We start from the raw sequence: 20,937 nt of genomic DNA, 5'->3' as shown, positions 1-20,937 counted from the left end.
CAGGGGATTTTGTGTATGAAGGTTGAATGACGAAAAGATTATGAATAAAAAAGACAGAGTGTATGTTCTCATAGAAACAATAAATTTTCTCAAAGATAACAGCACTTTTTATTTAAAAAATATTTATATAGAAAAAGACTTTGACTTGATAATCAAAGGCTTTTATAAATAGGGGTCGAAAGTAGTGCTTGTTAAAACCGATAGCCGATACCGATACTTATGGTTTGAGTGTCTGCTCCCGAAATCTTATCCTTAGAGCTTAAGTCATACCCGAGTTTATATCCGGCATTGAACATTAGTCCGTTTTCGAGTTCGTATCCGGCAATAACACCTCCACCCATATACCAGTGGCTCAATTCTAATTTGTTTGAACCTGGATCGGTTTCCGGAAGATCCTCGGTTCTGGTGTCAATGCTGAATCCATATCCGATATGTGGACCTATACCCAAAAATACTTTTCCGTTTCCGGCGTTGAATTGCCCCATTGCATATACCGGAATTTCCACCGAAGCATATTTAAACTTTAGTTTTTCGCCTTCTGCTTTTTCCTTTCTTTCTGTGTAGTTAAACAGCAATTCGGGTTGTAAGACAAAAGTTTCCCCAAATTCTATCTTAGCAAAACCTCCAAGTGAAGCGCCGGGCTTGAATGAACTGTTGTTACCTTGTAGATTAGATACTTTTACATTAGTCAGATTACCATTAAGTTTGATCCCGAAAGATGTGGTTGTTTGAGCATTTGCAGTTAAAAAGAAACTCCCACAGATTGTAATGGCTGTTGTTAAAATAATTTTTTTCATAATTCGATTGTTTTTATATTTAGTATTGTTTTTATATTTAGTATTGTTCTTATTTTATTTTTCTCTCAAAAAAGAGTTCTTTCTCGTTGATCACAACGATAATAGCTGCTATACTTAAGAGTATTGTCTGGATTATTTTACTATCCGGATGTGGGGCGAACAGCTCGTTGAAGAACCCTGCAGTGATATGGAATATGATAGCAACAATGATATTGCGCCCGGTTTTATAGTAGAGCCAGTTCATCAGCAGTACAAAGGGAATAATACTCACCAGAAAATTGATACCATATATCATTCCGTCATTTATCAGATTGCTTTGATAATAATCCCTGATGGACGAAAGAGGTATATGCCAGATTCCCCAGATAATCGCGAAAATAAGAGAAGTATTGAACAGGTTGAACTTGTTGCGTAAGCAATCGGTACCATATGAGTGCCATGCCAACTCCTCTATAATTGGAGCCAGTATCAAAAGGAACCACACCGGAAGTATACCCGAAGTGAATGTGAAGTTACCTGTGATAATGAATTGTTCCGGACTGTATCCGAACAAGAGGGAAATCGCTTGTGCTATCATTATACTGACGGGCATAATGAGACAGGTCATCAGTAAATATACAGGCTTGATATCTTTAAAGTTGAAAAACCGTGCTGATATATCTTTCCTTAAATCCTTATTCCGTGCAGTTAGAAAATAAACGACAGCCAGAGGTGCCAGCAATCCGGCTAATGCTAATATACTGGCTATTTGAAGATATTTTTCCTGATGAGGTGTCAGCCAGCTGACGTACCCTGCTGTAAACCAAAATGCCCATGGAATAAGTGTTACCAATAAATAAAATAATACAGGGTATTTGTATTGACGGATAATATTGTCCTGATCCTGAGTGTTCTTTTTTGTAATCATAATGCTTGACCTTTTTTGTTTGTTTCTGTTACGAAAGTATCAAGCATTTGCACTTGGTTTTTAAATATGAGACAATATGCCTGGGGTTTGAGACGAAAGCTTACTTTTTGAAGAAAAGAAGGTCAGGAGATAATAATTTTTATAAGAGAGTAAATCGGTTAGCTGATTATTTTACATAACTTTATTGTATCATCTTAAATTTAAACGAAGTTATGAACAGAATCAACCTTATTTGTCTTGGAGTCCGCGATATGGAACGGTCTTTGGATTTTTACAAGAATATTGGTTTTAAAACATATACAAAGGAAAATAATCCGCCGATTGTATTCTTTGATAATCAGGGAACCAAACTCGAGTTATATCCTCTAGAACACTTAGCGATGGATATTGATCAAAGTAATCCTCCTACAATATCTCAGGGGGGATTCGCCGGAATAACTCTTGCCTGTAATATGAAATCGGAGAGGGATGTCGACGAAATGATGACGCTTGTAGTAAAAAATGGAGGAGTAATTGCCAAACAACCGCAAACAGTATCATGGGGAGGTTACAGTGGATATTTTCAGGATCCCGATGGTTATTACTGGGAAGTTGCTTATGGCGAATCGTGGCGTTTCGATGATAATGATATGCTTATAATTGAGGATATGAATATATAAGTCGTAATAAGCTTCTTTTAAGAGAACTTGTGATATTAAGGTTTAAGGTTTGCCGATAATATTGACAGGATCGAGAGTTACTTTTTCCCATTTATCGAAAACATCATCAAGAAAACCTTCGGGTAAAGCATCTTTATTTATACCTGAAAATGAGAAAGACTCCAGATAACTTTCGATCCTTGTTACCGGATATATTAATTTCCAGTCAATATTATAAGAAATTGTCAGCCGGTATATCACCTCCATGCCTTTGCAGTTTCCGCATCCGGGTATCCATCGGGGCATTCCGTTTAATATTTCCAGAACCTGTTTGCTATATGCCGATGAAAAACTATCCACCACTTTTGCCTCTTTAATTTCTCCTATCTTATCTACAAAAAAATGAATAGCAATCTTGCCTTTCTTATTTCTCATTTTGTCTGCTAACCGGTATTTTAGCTTATGAAGGAGATATTTTTGGAATTCTTCGTTTCCTCCTGGAAACTGAGACCGGATTTCATGTAAAATAAAAGGGCGTTTTTCCTGATTATCCGCTTCAGGGATGCTGAAATTAACCGGCAGGATATAGACAACATTTTTAGAATTGTTTGCCGGGCCGGGCACAAATTCAGGTAAAGAATCCAATGCTCTTTTTACCTCTTTGTCGAATACATTGTCAAAGATGCTGCTTGTCACAGCTCTTATAATAGAACCGTTTTTATCAACATAGCAGTTTATATAGACAGATTCAAACAATTTCTTTTCTGATAATGAGGCAGGATAATGCACATTTTTTTCGAAAAACTCTTTATACCCTTTTTCCCCACCCTGAAATTGTGGGCAGGATTTTTCGACGGTAGTTCGATTTTCTCTTATTATTATGCGCTCAGATGAACAAGAGTAAAGCAAAATGAATAGAAAGCAACCTCCTGATAGAAGTATACGATTGGTCATAATTATAATAAGTGTTGTTTTGCAGCCTATACAAATATAGAAATATTAACTTCATTCTTTGATGTTATTAAAATAAAAAGCACCCCATTTCTTCATGAAGAAATGGGGTGTTCCCGTTTGTGTAAGTAATTGATTGATTATGAAAAAGTATTGGGTTTTATTTTTAATGTTAGCATTCGAAGAATGTTACTATATCCGGTAAATGTTTTTTTATAATAAGTTCCATCTCTTTCATCTCTTTAGCCTGTGTGGACGTAAGTGAGTCTACAGAATGTATAATTCCAAACATAGAGTGAACTGCATTATCTACAAGGATATGGTTTCTATTCTCTATTATATTTTGATAAAAATCATATTTGTCGTTGAAATGATTTCTGTTTTTATAGTTATTTGAATCCTCTGAATATGTATTTTTATCTCGTTTTTCAGAACTTTCTTTATTCATTTGCTGATTATTTAGTTGTTCGTTTCTTTTGTTGCGTAAAATTACGCATTGGTTTCTTATATAATAGCATCGTTATGTTTTCTTAGTTAAATATATCGATATTATGCTATTTTTTATGTGTTAATAGCGCTTATTCTAGTTAAAATATAAAAACTTACTCACATTTTTGTTTTTTGCTTTAATGTTTAGCTTGTGTAATGTGTTGTATTTTAGTATTATAATTTGTATCTTTGTGTTTAGTGATGTAACTTTTAGGCAATATGCTGAAAAGTTATTTTTTTAACACTTATGGGGTGCGCTGCAAAACTAAAATCTTCACACAATAGAGAATTGTACTGTAGTAAAGCGATTCCGTACTTTTATTATCACTCTGTTTTACTAAACAACTCTGAATAATTAGACTTAAAATGGCATATAAGAGAACAAAAACATTTTCAACATTACTCAAAAATAACAAACAGGTTATAACCCAGTTATACTATAAATATATTTTTCTGATAATTATATTCGGAACTGTTCTAATCGGATATATTTTTTACAGGAACGGCGCACATATATTACTATATGGTGATACACCTTCCGCACTTGGCGAATATGTAAAAACGGTAGCGACAGTACTTGGGGGAGCTTTGGTTGTATTGGGGCTTTGGATCAATAATCGTCGTGTAGCTGAACAAACGCGGCAAAATAATATTGCCGAAAAAGGTCAGATCAATACCCGATTCAAAGATGCTGCCACGCTTCTGGGTAGTGACAGTGTGAGTTCGATACTTTCGGGTATTTATGCACTTCATCAAATAGCGATGGAAGTTTCTGTCGGAAACCAGAAGCAACGCGGATATGTAAGTATTGTTCATGATATACTCTGCGCATATATCCGGGAAAATACGGCGACCATACAAAACGAGAAGAATGGAAAAGCCTGGCGCATTAATCAAAAGCCGGCTATTGTAATTCAGACAATCATGAAAGTTCTATTCAAGAATAATGAATTTATATACGGTGATCTTGTGACGGATCTTTCGAATTGTGTATTCGAGAATCTGGACATAGACAATGCCCATATGTCGAATGTCGATTTCTCGCGTACAAAATTTATCAAATCGAGTATGAAAGATGCGGTATTTACTTCTTGTTATCTGGAAGAAACATTTATGGATGAGGTCGATTTTACAGACAGTACTTTCGAAAAAGTGTTGTTCGATTACTCGCATATAAAAAATTCTGTATTTGCCGGATGTAAGATGGGCGGTTCAGATTTTTGGGATGCTGTACTTACAAATGTAAATTTTAAAGGAGCGAAATTTAATATGACAGATTTCAAGAGTTGTATTTTTGAAGAAAATGTAAACTTCGAGGATACAATTCTCGAAGGATATTCTTACGATGAAATTAAAAATAACTCAGCCTCACTCACAAAATGAGAGGCTGAGTATATTAACTAGGATTAATCAATTATAATGTTTGCAAAAGTAAAACTAATAGTTATATCTTACTTTATCTTCCAAATTCATAATGTTTAGCTAACTTTATTATGTTATCTGTTATATAATATTTTATTTTTTTTGCAAATTGATTTTAAAAAGGCTTTATAGTTGTGAAGGTCTTATTTTTATTATATTTTAGTAGGCAAATACTCACAGACGGAATATATGACATCGTTTAACAATGCATTAATAAGTGCAATACAGGGACAAATACCAAAGAAGAGAGAGCAGCAATGCTTTCTCAAGGATATTATCCCTTTGGGTAAAGAAACAATTTATCGCCGGCTACGGGGCGAAATACCTTTTACCTTCTCAGAAGCCTGTATAATTGCCCGAAAATTAGGAATATCGCTTGATAGTCTTGCTAATGTTGAGATGCAAGCCAATCCGAAGTTCGAATTAGAAATATCCGTCGCAACCCCGTCTGATTATATTGCGGCCAAACTTGAACAATTTGCAGAGTCTTATTCGTCAGTGTTAATTGAACCTAATTTAGTAGTTCAGTCTATCTTTAGTTGTATTCCGTATCCGATGTTCTTTCCGTTTAAGAATCTGTTTAATTTCAAAATGTTTAAGTTTCTCTATCAGTTAGATAATAAAAATATACCCGAGTACTTTTCTGAATTTTCCCTGCATCCCGATTTGGAAAAAAAGAGATTGCATATGGTAGAGCTAAACCGGGGTACGCCTAAGGATACTATAATTGTAGACCGCAAAATGTTTGTCTCTTTGATGGAGGAAATTAAATTCTTCCATTCGATAAATGTTGTTTCAGATGAAGAAAAGAATATTCTGAAAAAAGAAATGCTCGAATTGCTGGACTATTTCGAACACCAGGCTTCGTTTGGAATCAGGAGGGATAGCGGAACCCAAAGTTTAGTTTATCTGTCAAACATACATATCGATCATTGTTATACTTATGTGAAGGCTGATAATTATGAGTGTGCTTATATGGACGGGATTTATGCTCTGGATACCATATCAACTACTGATCCTCGGATTTGTAAAATCCATTTGGAATGGATTGAATCATTGAAGCGTTTCTCTACACTAATAAGCGTCAGTGGCGAAATTGAGCGAAGGGCATTTTTTTCTGAACAAAAAAGACTTACCGAAGAGATTCTAAATGTTTAGTACGTTTTATTTTAGATTTTTATTGAATATTTCGTATTATATTTTAAAAAGGGTTCAGAAAAGGACTCTTTTTTTTATTTTGATTCTATAATTCTGCATATTTTCATATGAAAATGAACCATTTAGTCCCAGAAAAATAATTTGTGTCAGAATTTGTTGTTATTTTTCTTTTCTGTTAAAAATGTGTCTTTTTTTGACAGATAGAAAACGAAAAGATTACACAATAAGAACCTAAAAAAAGGCTTCTTTAAACCTGTTTCCCATATATTTGTATTGGACATAAGAAAAAATATATAATCTAATACTATTGTTAAAACACGCAATATGGGATGATGAAACAAGAGGTTGATATTAGAGCAAAATTTATCTTAGGTTTACTGTTAACCAACAGAAAAATGTCGTTGAGACAAATAGTTGAGTTAACGAAACTGGAAGATACTGCAGTCGCAATGACTTTAGGTTGGTTATTACACAAGAATAAGATCATCCTGTACAGAGATCGATCTGGAAATTTGACTATAGAGTTTAATAACATAGATACTGAACTTTACTACTAATTATCCAGTTCTTTTTTACCTACACTTAAAAAAGAATCATAGATGTGGGTTGAATGTCCTAAGACTGAGAAGTGATTTTTCGGTCTTAGGCTCTTTTTTACAGGGAATGTAATAAAACTGGATTATATTTGTATATCCTTTTAGGATTATGTTACTTTTAGGTTCTCATTACCCGATTCAGCCAAATATTATTATGTTGCACCCTTATATCAGTAAATTCATCAAAAAGGTAGAACAATTACCCATTTTCTTATACTTATTACAATGGAGCCTTTTTTCCATTATCATAGGGTTGTTGGCCGGTTCTGCTTCGGCATTGTTATTGGTGTCCCTGGATTGGGCTACAAACTATCGCGAAAGCCATCTCTGGATTATCGGTTTGCTGCCGTTGGCCGGATTGTTAATCGGGTTAATGTACTACTATTGGGGTGATCGGGCTGTGAAAGGAAATAATTTGCTGATCGAAGAAGTGCATTCTCCAGATAAAATAATACCGCTTCGTATGGCCCCTTTGGTATTGATCGGGACATTTCTGACTCATTTGTTTGGAGGTTCTGCCGGACGCGAAGGAACTGCCGTGCAAATGGGTGGGGCAATCGCTGACCAATTTTCTAAATTTTTTGGATTGAGAAAGCGGGATCGAAAAATAATTATAATAATGGGTGTTAGTGCTGGTTTTGCTTCGGTGTTTGGTACGCCTTTAGCCGGAGCCGTTTTTGCCCTCGAAGTTCTTATTGTGGGGCGTATGCGCTATGAGGCTATACTTCCTAGCTTCTTGGTAGCTATAATAGCTAATTATACATGTCACGATCTTTGGAAAGTTTCACATACACATTATTCTGTTCCATTTGTGCCCGAAATGACTCTTATAACCTTATTGTACGCCGTTATTGCCGGAATTATATTTGGATTGGCAGCCTTGTTATTCTCTAAGTCTGTTCATTTCTGGAGCAACTTGTCGAAGAAGGCAATAAATTACCCGCCTCTACGTCCTTTCATCGGAGGTGCGATCATAGCGCTGGTTGTTTGGTTTATAGGTTCTACTAAGTATATTGGGTTAGGAGTACCTGTTATAGTCGAGTCTTTTACTGTGCAACAGCAGTGGTATGATTTCCTTTTAAAAATACTGATAACGACTTTTACTCTTGGTGTAGGATTTAAAGGGGGAGAGGTTACGCCTCTGTTTTTTGTCGGTGCTACTTTGGGTAGTGCATTATTCTTGATAATACCTTTGCCTATGGCTTTACTCGCGGGAATGGGGTTTGTTGCAGTTTTTTCGGGAGCGACTAATACTCCGATCGCATGTTCGCTTATGGGGATAGAATTATTCGGCGCCGAATGTGGTGTATTTGTGGCTATAGCCTGTATAGTAGCTTATTTATTTTCCGGACATACGGGTATTTATACTTCCCAGATAATTGGTAGCCCCAAGCATTTATTATTTGGATTATCAAAAGGAAAAACCTTGTCGGATATATCAGATGCAACAAAAGAAAGAAGCGCAAAATAAAGATTATTTATATAAAGTGCATATCTTAGCACCTATCATAGAAAAAACAACCATATGCAATTATTTGATACATACTACAAAGAAATATATAATCTGCTTGAATATGATGATTATCCCAATCTGTTGAAGAGGATAATTGATCTTACTCTTGATACCGAAGATCTGGTATATTATAAAAAAGCAGCAGATTTACTTGACTGGCTTGAGTTGAATCAGAATAATATAGACGAAATAAATGTTCGATTCAAAGTTATATTAGAAGATTTATACAATGTTCTCAGTAAAAAAGAGATTAAGAAACGAAAATATCTTCTCGAAGTAAATGAACTGGTAAAAGGTTATCCAAACTCAGCTTTTGCGCTGGGACCTATATCTTTTACTATTTCCGAAGGAGAGATTATCGGACTGGTAGGCGAGAATGGCAATGGAAAAACAACCTTGCTTCGTTCTCTTTGTGGAGAATTAGCTATAACCGGTGGCTCTGTAAAATATATATTCGAGAGGGAGAATAGTTATGACTTGCGTACTAAGCTCATATATATTCCTCAAAGGACAAAGGACTGGCATGGCTCGTTGCTGTCTAATTTACAGTTTACAGCATCTTCATACGGAATATTAGGTGAGGAGAACGAGCATCTTGTTCAATTGGTTATTGCCCGGATGGGACTGAGAGGATATCGCCATCTGAATTGGAAAAGTTTATCATCCGGCTATAAGATGCGTTTCGAGCTGGCGCGTATGCTTTTACGTAAGCCTCATTTGTTATTGATAGACGAACCGTTGGCTAACTTGGATATCTTGGCTCAGCAAGTAGTTTTGGACGATTTCAGGAATATCGCAAAATCTTTGTTCCGTCCATTAGGGGTTGTTCTGAGTTCGCAGCAATTGTATGAAGTGGAAAAAACTTCAGACAGGGTTATTTTCCTTAAACAAGGTAAACCGCAAAGCGTAACAAATACAGGTTCGGATGCTTCTCTGCATATGGAAGATGATGCTGAACTGATTATTGAGTTTGAAAGCGATTGGGGGCAAGAACCGATACGGGAGGCGTTAACATCTATCGGGTTACTCAATCTACAGTTGAAAGGCGGGACATATATTGCTATATTCCCATCCGTTGTATCTCAGGAGCAGTTCTTACAATTAATTATCGATAAACATATATCACTGACCTATTTCAGAAATATATCTAATTCGACCCGACGTTTCTTCCTTTAAACTTGATAAAAATGCTACATAAAATACAAAAATACTTGCTGTTAAATTATCCGTTGCTTTGGAATATACGGATTGTACCTGTGTTGGGATTCGCCGTAGTTATAAATATAGCAGCCTTTTTGATTGGCTATTTCGGGGAATCTATAGATTTTACTTCCAGATATTATTATGATCAGTTTGCCAGTAGTGGATTTACTTATTTTGGAATAGGAGTTGCCAGCCTTCTGACATTGATTGTATGGTTGATCTTTTATTCGAAAAATAGCGCATTTAAGTCGTTTTATCCTCAAAAGAGTACTTCTCTTTATCTGGAGTGGATTATGATCTTTGTAATTGTATTGTCCATTATATTACCTTTTCTCACATTCCATACAAGTTCTATTGTAAAGCAGCGATCTTATGCAAGCAAGACTGAAACGATAAAAGCAGTTGAAACACTAAATATGGTTAAGATGCTTATCCCTACTGATAAGACTACTTACTATAAAGAATATCCGGATGAAGAAACTATGGAAATGTTCCGGAAGAAAGAATACACCCCAATGGATTCGCTGATTATGTTGGCCGAGAATCAAAATGTGTACTATGAGAACTATCCTAATTTTACTCAGTTATCGTTACTAAACTATTCAGGTTACAGCCCTATATATGTAACGGAAGAATACGGTTTAAAATTGAGGGATGACCGGGATGTAAAGAAAATGTTGGTCGATCAGGATAAGGCTGCTATCAGCCAGTTGATGGATGATTTTCTAAAATTGCAAACAAAGCACGGACTGAAATCAAATCTAACAAAAGATATATGGTTGAAGCTGATTTATAATCCGGCTAAATACCCCGTTGGAGACTTTAACCTGATGTCTTCGTATAATACCAATTTCGAAAGGGAAACCGAAGATTATTCTTCAAGATATAATTATAAATATTACGGAGATCCGACAAATAACATTCGTAATTATTATGTACAATACGATGAACTAGAAAGTGCTTATAAGGAAATTTTCGATGCACATATGGAGCCGCTTGTTAGTCCGATATTTTTACTGGTATTGGTTTGTATTGCTCTGGGGCTTTCTTTATTGATGTTTTCGTACCGGGCTACATCCGGAAAAGCATGGCTGATTGCTTTTGTAGCAGCAGGTGTTATATTGTTTATCAATTCTGTATTTTCTTTTGCACCGATCATTTTAGGCGCAGATTTTGGTATATTTTCGTATATGTTTGTATTGCTCGTGTTATTTATAGTTGAGCTGTTGATGATTATCAGCAAAAATCAAAGTATGAGCAGTAAAGGTAAGTCGAATATATATATAAGCCATGTAATATGGGCATTGCCGGCAGTACCTGTTATCTTATTCATTTTTGTTTATACAATAACTAAAACGGCATGTTATGATACAGTTGGTGTCGACTATTTAGGAAGAGATGAAAATGCGTTAAGTTGCCGTTGGTATGATTTTATGGATAAACACATCGCTGAATTTGTTTGGGGAAATATCTGTTTGACATTCGCAACAATGTGGCTTTTTATCCGTTATGTTTTATTAAAATGGAAGAGCTTACCTGAAGAGTAAGTCATACAATATATCTATGCAATCCATCAGAAAAATATTTAAGATCGGTTTTGGTCCATCCAGTAGCCATACAATGGGGCCGGGTAATGCTGCCCGGATTTTCAAGGAGCGGAACCCTAAAGCCTCTTCGTATATAGTTGAATTATACGGAAGCCTTGCTGCTACCGGTAAGGGCCATATGACGGATGTGGCTATAGCTGAAGTTTTAGCCCCTAAAAGTGTAGAAATAGTCTGGATTCCGGAGATAGAATTACCATTCCATCCCAATGGGATGATATTAAAATCATTGTCTGCAAATAAAGATATACTTGATACATGGACGATATACAGTATTGGAGGTGGAGATTTAGCAGATGAAAAAACAAAAATTTCTGTTCAATCAATATATGACAAACATTCGATGAAGCAGATTCTGGAATGGACTCATAAAACAGGAAAAACATTCTGGGAATATGTGGAAGAAACCGAAGGGCCTGAGATATTCAATTATCTAGCAGAGGTATGGAGTGTTATGAAGGCCGCGATTAAGCATGGGATCGAAGAAGAAGGTGTACTTCCCGGTGGGCTTGGTTTGCAGCGTAAGGCTTCGTCTTACTATGTGAAAGCCAAAGGATATAATGGCTCTATGATGAGCCGTGCCTTACTTTTTGCTTATGCTTTGGCTACATCCGAGACAAATGCATCAGGGGGAAGAGTAGTGACAGCACCCACTTGCGGTTCGTGTGGAGTATTGCCTGCTGTATTGTATCATTTACATACCGGTCACCATAATGTAAGTGACAAGAAGATTATCAGAGCTTTGGCTACGGCAGGATTGATAGGTAATATTGTAAAGGAGAATGCATCTGTATCGGGTGCAGAGGTAGGATGTCAGGGAGAAATAGGCGTAGCATGCGCTATGGCGGCAGCCGCAGGCGCACAATTATTCGGAGGTACAACTTCTCAAATAGAATATGCCGCAGAAATGGGACTCGAACATCATTTAGGATTAACGTGTGATCCTATTTGTGGATTAGTACAAGTACCATGTATAGAGCGTAATGCATTTGCTGCAGTACGGGCATTAGATTCTTGTTCTTATGCTATGCTTTCGGATGGGAAGCATCTCGTAAGTTTCGATAAGGTAGTGCGTACAATGAAAGAGACCGGACACGATCTGCCTAGTTTATATAAAGAGACTTCTCATGGAGGCTTGGCAAAAAATGTAGAAGGAGAAGATTAGCCTATAAATAACATTAAAACAGAATAAGAAGGCATAATTTATCAGGTCAGGATAAATTATGCCTTTGTTGTTTTAATTAAAATTTAGTGAAATTATATTAATCTAAGATACTATATATATGGCTCGCGCCACTAATTGTTAAGTCGAATTGTCAAAAAGATTGTTTTTTGTATCTTGTGTTTAACAGGATGTAACATATTGATAAAATAAATGGCTTCATAGATGGTTTTTGTTAGTTGTTTGTTTATATTTGTAAGAGAAATGTAACTAAATGTCATTTTTGACAGATCCTAAAATAACTAAGAAATGCAATCAGGTTTATATGATTTTGTGCCTATATTAATACAAGTAGCATTTTCTGCTGTATTTGTTTTCGGCACAATCTTAGCATCCAATTTTTTGGGGCCTAAACACAAAGCTTCTAGAAAAAGCGCCAACTTCGAATGTGGATTAGACTCCATAGGTAATGCCCGAACTCCTTTCGCAATTAAATATTTTCTTGTAGCGATTCTGTTTGTCCTTTTCGATATAGAAATCGTTTTTATGTATCCTTGGGCAGTTAACTACCAGGAAATAGGAATCAGCGGACTTCTTAAGATGGGAGGCTTTATAATTGTACTCCTTATCGGATATCTTTATATTGTTAAGAGAAAAGCCCTTGATTGGGAAAAATAAGCATTTTAGTCATGAGTAATACAACTCCTATTAATATAGCACCGGCTCCTGAAGGATATTCAGGAAGTGGTTTTTTTGCGACCAAGTTCGATTATGTGATCGGTTTGGCTCGCGCCAATTCATTATGGCCTTTGCCTTTCGCTACATCTTGTTGCGGAATTGAGTTTATGGCTACAATGGCTGCGACATACGATATGGGACGTTTCGGTGCTGAGCGTAACAGCTTTTCGCCACGTCAAGCTGATATGCTTTTGGTAATGGGTACTATCTCTAAAAAGATGGCGCCTATTTTACGTCATGTATATGAGCAAATGGCTGAACCTAAATGGGTGATAGCTGTTGGAGCCTGTGCGTCGTCGGGTGGAGTGTTTGATACATATTCGGTATTGCAAGGCATTGATAAGGTAATACCTGTAGATGTATATGTACCGGGTTGCCCGCCACGTCCCGAGCAAATACTGGATGGTGTGATGCAATTACAGGAAATAGTAAAAAGCGAATCTATCCATCGCAGAGGTTCAGAGAGGTATCAGGAATTATTAGAATCATATAAATTTGAATAATGTCACTAGAAATTACAGATATTCAAACTAAAGTCAGTGGTCGTTTTGAAGGTGGAGTGTCGAATTTTCGAATGGAACAGGATATCTTTACTTTCGAAGCCGGTTCTGAGATAATAAAGGATGTTATCCGTTTTATGAAGGAAGACGAGACTTTGCGTTTTAATTTCCTTACCGACCTTTGCGGGGTGCACTATCCCGATAATGATACTTCTAGCCAATATGCAGTTGTGTACTTGTTACATAACTGGATTGATAATGTGAGGGTACGTGTGAAGACATTTCTTCCTGCCGATAAAGTTGAGGTGGATACCGTAACCGGTGTATTTGCGTCCGCCAATTGGATGGAGCGCGAAACATATGACTTTTACGGGGTGCACTTTATAGGGCATCCGAACCTGAAACGGATATTGAATGATGAAGGAATGAAATCATTCCCCATGCGAAAAGAATATCCGTTAGAAGATTCGGCACGTACCGATAAAGATGACCGCTTCTTCGGACGTACTCCAGATAATTATGAACCTAATACCAAGTAAAGGGAAAATCAGATGTCAGACTTATTTATAGATCAGGAACACCGTTTTGCAAAGATTGTCAGAGAACAACGCTTTGAAGATGGGCGTGAACTATCGGTATTGAATTTCGGACCGACTCACCCTTCTACACATGGTGTATTTCAGAATATATTGTTACTTGATGGTGAGCGTATAATTGATGCGGATACCACCGTCGGGTATATACATAGAGCATTTGAAAAAATTGCAGAAAACAGAACCTTTTATCAGATCACTCCGCTAACAGACCGTTTAAATTACTGTTCGGCACCTATAAATAATATGTGCTGGTGGTTGACTGTTGAAAAGGCTTTAGGTGTTGAAGTTCCTAAACGGGCACAATATATGCGTGTCATAATTATGGAAATAGCACGTATAACTGATCACCTTATCTGTAACTCTATTCTCGGAGTAGACTTAGGTGCGTATTCTCCATTCTTGTATGTGATGAAATACCGCGAGTTGGCTTACGAGATATATGAAGAAATCTGCGGAGCACGTATGACTACCAATATGGGTAGGATCGGAGGTTTCGAGCGTGATTTCAGCGAAGCTTGCTGGAGCAAAATCAGAGAGTTTTTAGAAGGATTTCCTAAAGCTTGGGACGAGCTGGAACGGGCATTTATCCGTAACAGGATATTTATGGATCGTACGGTTGGTGTAGGGGCTATTTCAGCAGAGAAAGCCATAAACTACGGGTTTACCGGTCCCAATTTAAGAGCTACAGGAGTCGACTATGATGTACGTGTAGCCCAGCCTTATAGTTCGTACGAAGATTTTGATTTCGTTGTGCCTGTTGGTACAGGTGGTGATACTTATGATCGCTGGTGTGTGCGATGCGCCGAAATCAAAGAGAGCTTGAAAATAATCCGTCAGGCTTTAGATAATTTACCTGATGGTTCTTATCATGCCGATGTACCCGATTACTACCTTCCTCCTAAAGATGAGGTTTACACGAGTATGGAGGCTTTGATTAATCACTTCAAGATTGTAATGGGCGAAGTACCGGTTCCTATAGCAGAAGTATATCATTCGGTAGAGGCTGCTAATGGAGAATTGGGTATGTACCTGATAACAGACGGATCGAGAGCCCCATTCAGATTACACTTCCGTCGTCCGTGCTTTATATACTATCAGGCATTCCCTGAATTGATTAAAGGAGGAATGTTCTCGGATGCAGTAGCAACCTTGTCAAGTATCAACGTAATTGCCGGAGAGCTCGACGCATAAATGATTCGTATCAATGGAAAGAAGAGAGTATAAACAAGAAATAAATATTACACCTGAACTTCAGGCTCGTATAGACGAGTTGCTGAGCCACTATCCGGCTGATAAGAAAAAATCGGCTATGCTGCCTGTTCTGCATGCAGTACAGGATGCTCACGAAAACTGGTTGAGTGTAGAGTTGATGAATAGGGTGGCTGAGATATTAGATGTAAAGCCTATCGAAGTGTACGAGGTGGTTACATTTTATACTATGTTTAATCAAAGACCCAGAGGTAAGTATACATTTGAGTTTTGCCGGACTTCGTGCTGCACTATACGCGGCGGGGAGGATATGATTGAATATGCGTGTAAAAAACTTGGAATCAAAGAAGGAGAAACTACCGAAGATGGGCTTTTCAGTGTCGTTGGTGTAGAATGTCTTGGAGCTTGCGGTTATGCCCCTATGCTTCAACTGGGAGATTTTTACCATGAGCATCTTACCGAAGAGAAATTTGATGTGTTGGTAGAAGACTGTAAACAAGGTAAAATAAAACTGGATTAAGGTCGCAGACCTTCTTATTGCTTAGGTAAGTAATAAGACGAATTTAGTTATTATTAGAAAATATATCATTAAATACGTTTAATTGCGTAAGTACGATGGCCAGAAAGATATTATTAGAAAATATACATATCCCCGGAATAAAGGAATACGAAGTCTATCGTAAAAACGGAGGGTATAGTGGTGTTGAAAAAGCACTGAAAACTATGACTCCTGATCAGATTGTTGAAGAAGTTAAGACTTCAGGAATACGAGGCCGTGGGGGAGCAGGTTTCCCTATGGGTTTGAAATGGAGTTTCATTGATAAAAAATCGGGTAAACCCCGTCATCTTGTTGTTAATGCAGATGAATCGGAGCCCGGAACATTCAAAGACCGCTTCTTGATGGAGCATATTCCTCATTTATTAATAGAGGGAGCTATCATCTCTAGTTTTGCTCTGGAGGCTCATCTGTCTTATATCTATATAAGAGGTGAGTACATGTGGGTTTTTAAAATCCTTGAAAAAGCAATTAAAGAAGCCTATGCTAATGGATGGCTGGGTAAAAACATACTGGGTACAGGTTACGATCTGGACTTATACGTACACTGCGGAGCAGGTGCATATATTTGTGGAGAAGAGACAGCCCTTATCGAGTCATTAGAAGGAAAAAGAGGTAATCCCCGTATAAAACCACCGTTTCCTGCCGTAAGCGGATTGTGGGCAGAACCTACTGTGGTGAATAATGTCGAGTCTATCTCGGCTGTATCATGGATTGTAAACAATGGTGGGGCAGAATATGCTTCTATCGGAGTTGGCAAGTCTACAGGAACAAAACTTATTTCAGCTTCGGGGCATATTAAAAATCCCGGAGTATATGAAATCGAATTAGGACTGACCGTTGATGAGTTTATGAACTCGGATGAATATCTGGGTGGAATGATCGATGACCGTCCGCTGAAAGCCTTTATTCCCGGAGGTTCATCAGTGCCTATTCTTCCTGCACAATATATATTCAAGACAGCAAATGGCGAAGATCGTCTGATGACATATGAATCTTTGGCGGATGGCGGTTTCACTACCGGTTCGTCATTAGGATCGGGAGGTTTCATCGTTTATAACGATTCGGCATGCGTTGTTCGTAATACATGGAATTTTTCACGCTTCTATCACCACGAAAGCTGCGGACAGTGTTCGCCATGCCGTGAAGGAACAGGCTGGATGGAGAAAATACTTCACCGTATCGAAACCGGGTACGGACGTGAAGAAGATATAGAATTACTTTGGAGTATTCAAGGTAAAATAGAAGGGAATACAATATGCCCGTTAGGTGATGCTGCCGCTTGGCCGGTTGCCGCTGCTATCAGACATTTTCGTGAAGAGTTTGAGTATCACGTGAGATTCCCTGAAAAGGTAAAAAATATCAAACATTTCGTAGATGAACCCATGGAAAAGGTTAGACATCTGCTGACAAAAACAGTTCAACAATGAAAGTTACAATAGATGAACATACAATAGAAGTAGAACCGGGAACCACAGTCCTGCAGGCTGCTCGTATGATCGGTGGCGATTGTGTGCCTCCTACCATGTGTTACTACTCTAAGTTGGAAGATTGCGGAGGAAAATGCCGTTGTTGCCTGGTTGAAATATCAAAAGGTAGCGAGCGCGATCCGCGTCCTATGCCTAAGTTGCAACCTTCGTGTGTTACAGCTGTGCAAGACGGAATGGAAGTAAAAAGTGCTACTTCGCCCAGAGCTCTGGAAGCCCGTCAGGCAGTAACCGAATTCTTACTTATAAATCACCCGCTGGATTGTCCTGTATGTGATCAGGCAGGAGAATGTGATTTACAAAATCTGGCTTATGGAAATAAAAATTTCAAGACCAGATACATCGAACAAAAAAGAACATACGAACCCGAAGATATCGGCCCTTATATACAACTGCATATGAACAGATGTGTTCTGTGTTATCGTTGTGTAAAATTAGCTGACCAATTGACCCCCGAACGTGTACATGGTGTAATAGGCAGAGGAGATCATGCACAGATTTCGACCTATATATCAAAAGCGATCGATAATAATTTCTCAGGAAATATGATCGATGTATGTCCGGTTGGGGCATTAACTGATAAGACTTTCCGTTTCGAATCGCGTGTATGGTTCAACAAGCCTTTTAATGCGCATCGCGATTGCCCTCATTGTTCGGGTAAAGTAACTCTATGGATGTTTGGTGATCATGTACAACGCGTTACAGCACGCAAGGATGAGTATCATGAAGTAGAAGAGTTTATCTGCAACGAGTGTCGTTTCGATCATAAGAAAGCTGAAGACTGGGTTATCGAAGGGCCTCGCAAATTCGAAAAAGATTCTGTTCTGAATGTAAATAATTATACCCGCCAGTTGAAAAAGGTAAAGATTGATACTGACGATTTGGTACTGGAGGGAAGAAAACAAGATCAGAAAAAAATAAGTATGTCTGAATTCCCTTTCGACCAGGCTGAAATGGAAGCAATTAAGAAAGCAAACGAAGAATAACGTCTAAGCGATGGAAATATCATTTATCATAGAAAAACTGGTTCTTGTACTGATTATTTTTGCACTAACCATGTTCTTTGCCTTGTATTCAACACTGGCTGAACGTAAGATAGCCGGATTTATTCAAGACCGCTATGGACCTAACCGTGCCGGTATATTCGGAATCTTGCAGCCTATATGTGATGGTGCAAAACTTTTTTCTAAAGAAGAGTTTATACCCAATACACCCAATAAGTTATTATTTATTATCGGACCGGGAATTGCGATGACAGTTTCTCTTTTGGGAAGTGCAGTTATTCCGTGGGCTGAGAAATTTGTGATAGCAGGTGTCGAATATGTTCCGCAGGTAGGCGAAATAAATATAGCTCTGCTTTATGTAGTTGCCGTTATGTCGACCAGTATATATGGTATAGTTATAGGTGCATGGGCTTCAAATAATAAGTTTTCTTTATTGGGAGGGATTCGTGCAGGTGCTCAGATGGTTTCGTACGAAGTTGCAATGGGCTTATCTCTTATAGCTCTGGTGATGATGACCGGAACTTTAAGTTTGAGAGAAATAACCGAGCAGCAGGCAGGATTCGGGTGGAATATATTTTTCCAACCTTTAACGTTCATGATTTTTCTGGTTTGCTCATTTGCGGAATGTAACCGTACACCTTTTGACTTGGCTGAATGTGAATCAGAGCTGGTAAATGGTCACCATACTGAGTTTTCTTCTATGAAGATGGGATTTTACATGTTCTCTGAATATGTAAGTATGTTCTTCTCTTCGGCACTTATTTCGGTATTATTCTTCGGTGGATATAATTATCCGGGAATGGAATGGGTCGCTGATAATTGGGGAGTAAACATTGCTAATATTTTTGCACTACTTTCTATTCTGGCAAAAACATCATTCTTTATATTTTTCTATATGTGGGTTCGTTGGACTATTCCTCGTTTCCGCTATGACCAATTGATGAATCTGGGCTGGAAAATACTATTCCCATTGGCTTTGGTAAATATTCTTTTGGTTGGATTAGGTGTGTTACTATTTAAATAAGGAAAGAAATGGCTATTGAAAATATATCACTCTCGGGACGTAAAACGGCGGTTACGAACAAAGATATGTCGTTTTGGGAACGTATCTATCTTGTACAGATAGTAAAAGGTATGATGATTACTATAAGGCACTTCTTCAAAAAGAAGATCACGATACAATATCCTGAACAAACACGTACATACAGTCCGGTATACCGTGGACTACATGTTTTGATGCGTGACGAAGAAGGGCGCGAACGTTGTACTGCATGTGGATTGTGCGCATTGGCTTGTCCGGCAGAAGCAATAACGATGAAAGCAGCCGAGCGTACTAAAGATGAATTACATCTGTATCGCGAAGAAAAATATGCAGCTGTTTACGAAATCAATATGTTGCGTTGTATATTCTGCGGATTGTGTGAAGATGCTTGTCCGAAAGAAGCCATTTTCTTGACCAAGTCGCAAAAGCACGTAAATGTGGGAACCAACCGCGAAAGCTTTATCTATGGAAAAGATAAGCTGGTAATATCCGTAGAAGATGGTAAAAACAAAAGATATAATTGATTCTTTGAAAAGATGATTACAATAATTTTTTACATTTTAGCAGCAATTACATTAGCATCAGGGCTTCTGACCGTTTTATCGAAGAATCCTGTACATAGTGCCATATATATGATTGTGTGCTTCTTTTCTATTGCAGGTCATTTTTTGATGCTGAATGCACAGTTTTTGTCAGTGATTCATATTATCGTATATACCGGAGCTATAATGATACTGCTGCTGTTTACATTGATGCTAATGAACCTGAATGAACAGCACGAACCGGTAAAAAAAGTAGCTAGTCGTATAGCTGCAACAGTTTCGGCATGTCTCATGGTTGTTCTACTGTTAGGGGCTTTCCTTAAAGCTACACCGACAATAGAAGCATACAAGGCAGCTGAAATCGATTTTCAGTCGGTAAAAGTAATCGGAGATGTGATATTGAACGAATATCTGGTTCCGTTCGAATTTACTTCTGTGTTATTGATTGCAGCGATGATAGGTGCAGTATTGGTTTCAAAAAGAGAGAATAAAGCTTAAAGCTATGCATGATATTTTAGAACAAGTAGGAATTAACAATTACATCTACCTCTCGGCATTATTGTTTTGTGTGGGTGTTCTGGGTATGCTCTATAGGCGCAGTACTATAGTAATGCTAATGTCTGTCGAGCTTATGCTCGCCGCAGCAAATATGCTGCTCGCCGTATTTTCGGTTTACCACCAGGATGCAAGTGCGCAGGTATTTGTTATTTTTTCGATGGCAGTAGCTGCCGCCGAAGTAGCGGTAGGATTGGCCATTCTGGTGGCTATATTCAGAAATATCGGTTCTATTGATATTGATAATTTAAAAAACTTGAAAGGATAA

General features: G+C 37.8%; 23 protein-coding genes. 19 read left to right on the top strand and 4 right to left on the bottom strand.

All coding sequences use genetic code 11. From position 1 onward, the window contains the following. Positions 1-191 precede the first annotated feature (191 nt). Positions 192-797 carry a porin family protein gene (locus BUC12_RS15165; protein WP_062181184.1) on the bottom strand — a complete coding sequence of 202 codons (606 nt, stop codon included), beginning with the start codon at positions 795-797 and terminating at the stop codon, positions 192-194. 49 nt (positions 798-846) lie between these two features. Next, a complete protein-coding gene (locus BUC12_RS15160) occupies positions 847-1,704 on the bottom strand; it encodes a CPBP family intramembrane glutamic endopeptidase (protein ID WP_062181181.1) in 858 nt (285 codons plus the stop codon). Positions 1,705-1,916: 212 nt separating this feature from the next. Between BUC12_RS15160 and BUC12_RS15155 the strand changes: the two genes are divergently transcribed. Continuing rightward, the gene (locus BUC12_RS15155) at positions 1,917-2,363 is read left to right on the top strand and encodes a VOC family protein (protein ID WP_062181178.1); all 447 of its coding nucleotides are present in this window, start codon (positions 1,917-1,919) and stop codon (positions 2,361-2,363) included. Between the two features lie 42 nt (positions 2,364-2,405). Here the strand turns inward: BUC12_RS15155 and BUC12_RS15150 are convergent, their stop codons facing one another. Further along, positions 2,406-3,296: an energy transducer TonB gene (locus BUC12_RS15150; RefSeq protein ID WP_062181175.1), complete on the bottom strand. Its 891-nt coding sequence runs from the start codon at positions 3,294-3,296 to the stop codon at positions 2,406-2,408. Positions 3,297-3,465: 169 nt separating this feature from the next. Then, entirely contained in the window at positions 3,466-3,741 is a 276-nt protein-coding gene (locus tag BUC12_RS15145) for a hypothetical protein (protein WP_062181172.1), read from the bottom strand. A gap of 407 nt (positions 3,742-4,148) precedes the next feature. On the opposite strand from BUC12_RS15145, the gene BUC12_RS15140 reads away from it, so the two are divergent. From BUC12_RS15140 to nuoK, 18 genes are all read left to right on the top strand, one after another. After that, positions 4,149-5,165, top strand: a complete 1,017-nt coding sequence (locus tag BUC12_RS15140) for a pentapeptide repeat-containing protein (RefSeq protein ID WP_062181169.1) — start codon at positions 4,149-4,151, stop codon at positions 5,163-5,165. Between the two features lie 228 nt (positions 5,166-5,393). After that, entirely contained in the window at positions 5,394-6,362 is a 969-nt protein-coding gene (locus BUC12_RS15135) for a helix-turn-helix domain-containing protein (RefSeq protein ID WP_062181165.1), read from the top strand. 329 nt (positions 6,363-6,691) lie between these two features. Further along, positions 6,692-6,919, top strand: coding sequence for a winged helix-turn-helix domain-containing protein (locus BUC12_RS20465; protein ID WP_062181162.1), 228 nt, complete (start codon positions 6,692-6,694; stop codon positions 6,917-6,919). Positions 6,920-7,067: 148 nt separating this feature from the next. After that, on the top strand, positions 7,068-8,429 hold the full coding sequence (locus BUC12_RS15125; protein ID WP_317041633.1) for a voltage-gated chloride channel family protein: 1,362 nt from the start codon (positions 7,068-7,070) through the stop codon (positions 8,427-8,429). Positions 8,430-8,483: 54 nt separating this feature from the next. Next, entirely contained in the window at positions 8,484-9,647 is a 1,164-nt protein-coding gene (locus tag BUC12_RS15120; RefSeq protein ID WP_062181160.1) for an ABC transporter ATP-binding protein, read from the top strand. An 11-nt stretch (positions 9,648-9,658) separates the two neighbouring features. Continuing rightward, on the top strand, positions 9,659-11,221 hold the full coding sequence (locus BUC12_RS15115) for a hypothetical protein (protein WP_062181156.1): 1,563 nt from the start codon (positions 9,659-9,661) through the stop codon (positions 11,219-11,221). 16 nt (positions 11,222-11,237) lie between these two features. After that, on the top strand, positions 11,238-12,443 hold the full coding sequence (locus tag BUC12_RS15110; protein WP_062181153.1) for an L-serine ammonia-lyase: 1,206 nt from the start codon (positions 11,238-11,240) through the stop codon (positions 12,441-12,443). A 306-nt stretch (positions 12,444-12,749) separates the two neighbouring features. Next, entirely contained in the window at positions 12,750-13,118 is a 369-nt protein-coding gene (locus tag BUC12_RS15105) for an NADH-quinone oxidoreductase subunit A (protein WP_062181150.1), read from the top strand. Between the two features lie 11 nt (positions 13,119-13,129). Further along, positions 13,130-13,681, top strand: a complete 552-nt coding sequence (locus BUC12_RS15100; RefSeq protein WP_062181147.1) for an NADH-quinone oxidoreductase subunit B — start codon at positions 13,130-13,132, stop codon at positions 13,679-13,681. Further along, the gene (locus BUC12_RS15095; protein ID WP_062181145.1) at positions 13,681-14,217 is read left to right on the top strand and encodes an NADH-quinone oxidoreductase subunit C; all 537 of its coding nucleotides are present in this window, start codon (positions 13,681-13,683) and stop codon (positions 14,215-14,217) included. The genes BUC12_RS15100 and BUC12_RS15095 overlap by 1 nt, the downstream gene beginning before the upstream one ends. A gap of 12 nt (positions 14,218-14,229) precedes the next feature. Beyond that, a complete protein-coding gene (gene nuoD / locus BUC12_RS15090) occupies positions 14,230-15,465 on the top strand; it encodes an NADH dehydrogenase (quinone) subunit D (RefSeq protein ID WP_062181143.1) in 1,236 nt (411 codons plus the stop codon). A 13-nt stretch (positions 15,466-15,478) separates the two neighbouring features. After that, positions 15,479-16,003, top strand: coding sequence for an NADH-quinone oxidoreductase subunit NuoE family protein (locus tag BUC12_RS15085; protein WP_062181141.1), 525 nt, complete (start codon positions 15,479-15,481; stop codon positions 16,001-16,003). Between the two features lie 95 nt (positions 16,004-16,098). Then, the gene (nuoF, locus tag BUC12_RS15080; protein WP_062181139.1) at positions 16,099-17,469 is read left to right on the top strand and encodes an NADH-quinone oxidoreductase subunit NuoF; all 1,371 of its coding nucleotides are present in this window, start codon (positions 16,099-16,101) and stop codon (positions 17,467-17,469) included. Then, a complete protein-coding gene (locus BUC12_RS15075) occupies positions 17,466-18,512 on the top strand; it encodes an NADH-quinone oxidoreductase subunit G (protein ID WP_062181138.1) in 1,047 nt (348 codons plus the stop codon). Before nuoF ends, BUC12_RS15075 begins: the two co-directional genes overlap by 4 nt. Positions 18,513-18,522: 10 nt before the next feature. Then, positions 18,523-19,554, top strand: a complete 1,032-nt coding sequence (gene nuoH / locus BUC12_RS15070; RefSeq protein ID WP_062181135.1) for an NADH-quinone oxidoreductase subunit NuoH — start codon at positions 18,523-18,525, stop codon at positions 19,552-19,554. Between the two features lie 8 nt (positions 19,555-19,562). Then, positions 19,563-20,096: a NuoI/complex I 23 kDa subunit family protein gene (locus BUC12_RS15065; RefSeq protein ID WP_062181132.1), complete on the top strand. Its 534-nt coding sequence runs from the start codon at positions 19,563-19,565 to the stop codon at positions 20,094-20,096. Positions 20,097-20,108: 12 nt separating this feature from the next. Further along, a complete protein-coding gene (locus BUC12_RS15060; RefSeq protein ID WP_062181129.1) occupies positions 20,109-20,612 on the top strand; it encodes an NADH-quinone oxidoreductase subunit J family protein in 504 nt (167 codons plus the stop codon). Positions 20,613-20,616: 4 nt separating this feature from the next. Next, a complete protein-coding gene (gene nuoK / locus BUC12_RS15055) occupies positions 20,617-20,937 on the top strand; it encodes an NADH-quinone oxidoreductase subunit NuoK (protein ID WP_062181126.1) in 321 nt (106 codons plus the stop codon).

Origin of the sequence: Indolivaga macrotermitis, assembly GCF_900128985.1 — a bacterium.
In the GTDB taxonomy this organism is placed as follows: Bacteria; Bacteroidota; Bacteroidia; order Bacteroidales; family Dysgonomonadaceae; genus Dysgonomonas_A; species Dysgonomonas_A macrotermitis.
The sequence above is the reverse complement of the archived record's forward strand: the minus strand, read 5'-3'. Positions and strand labels throughout refer to the sequence as shown.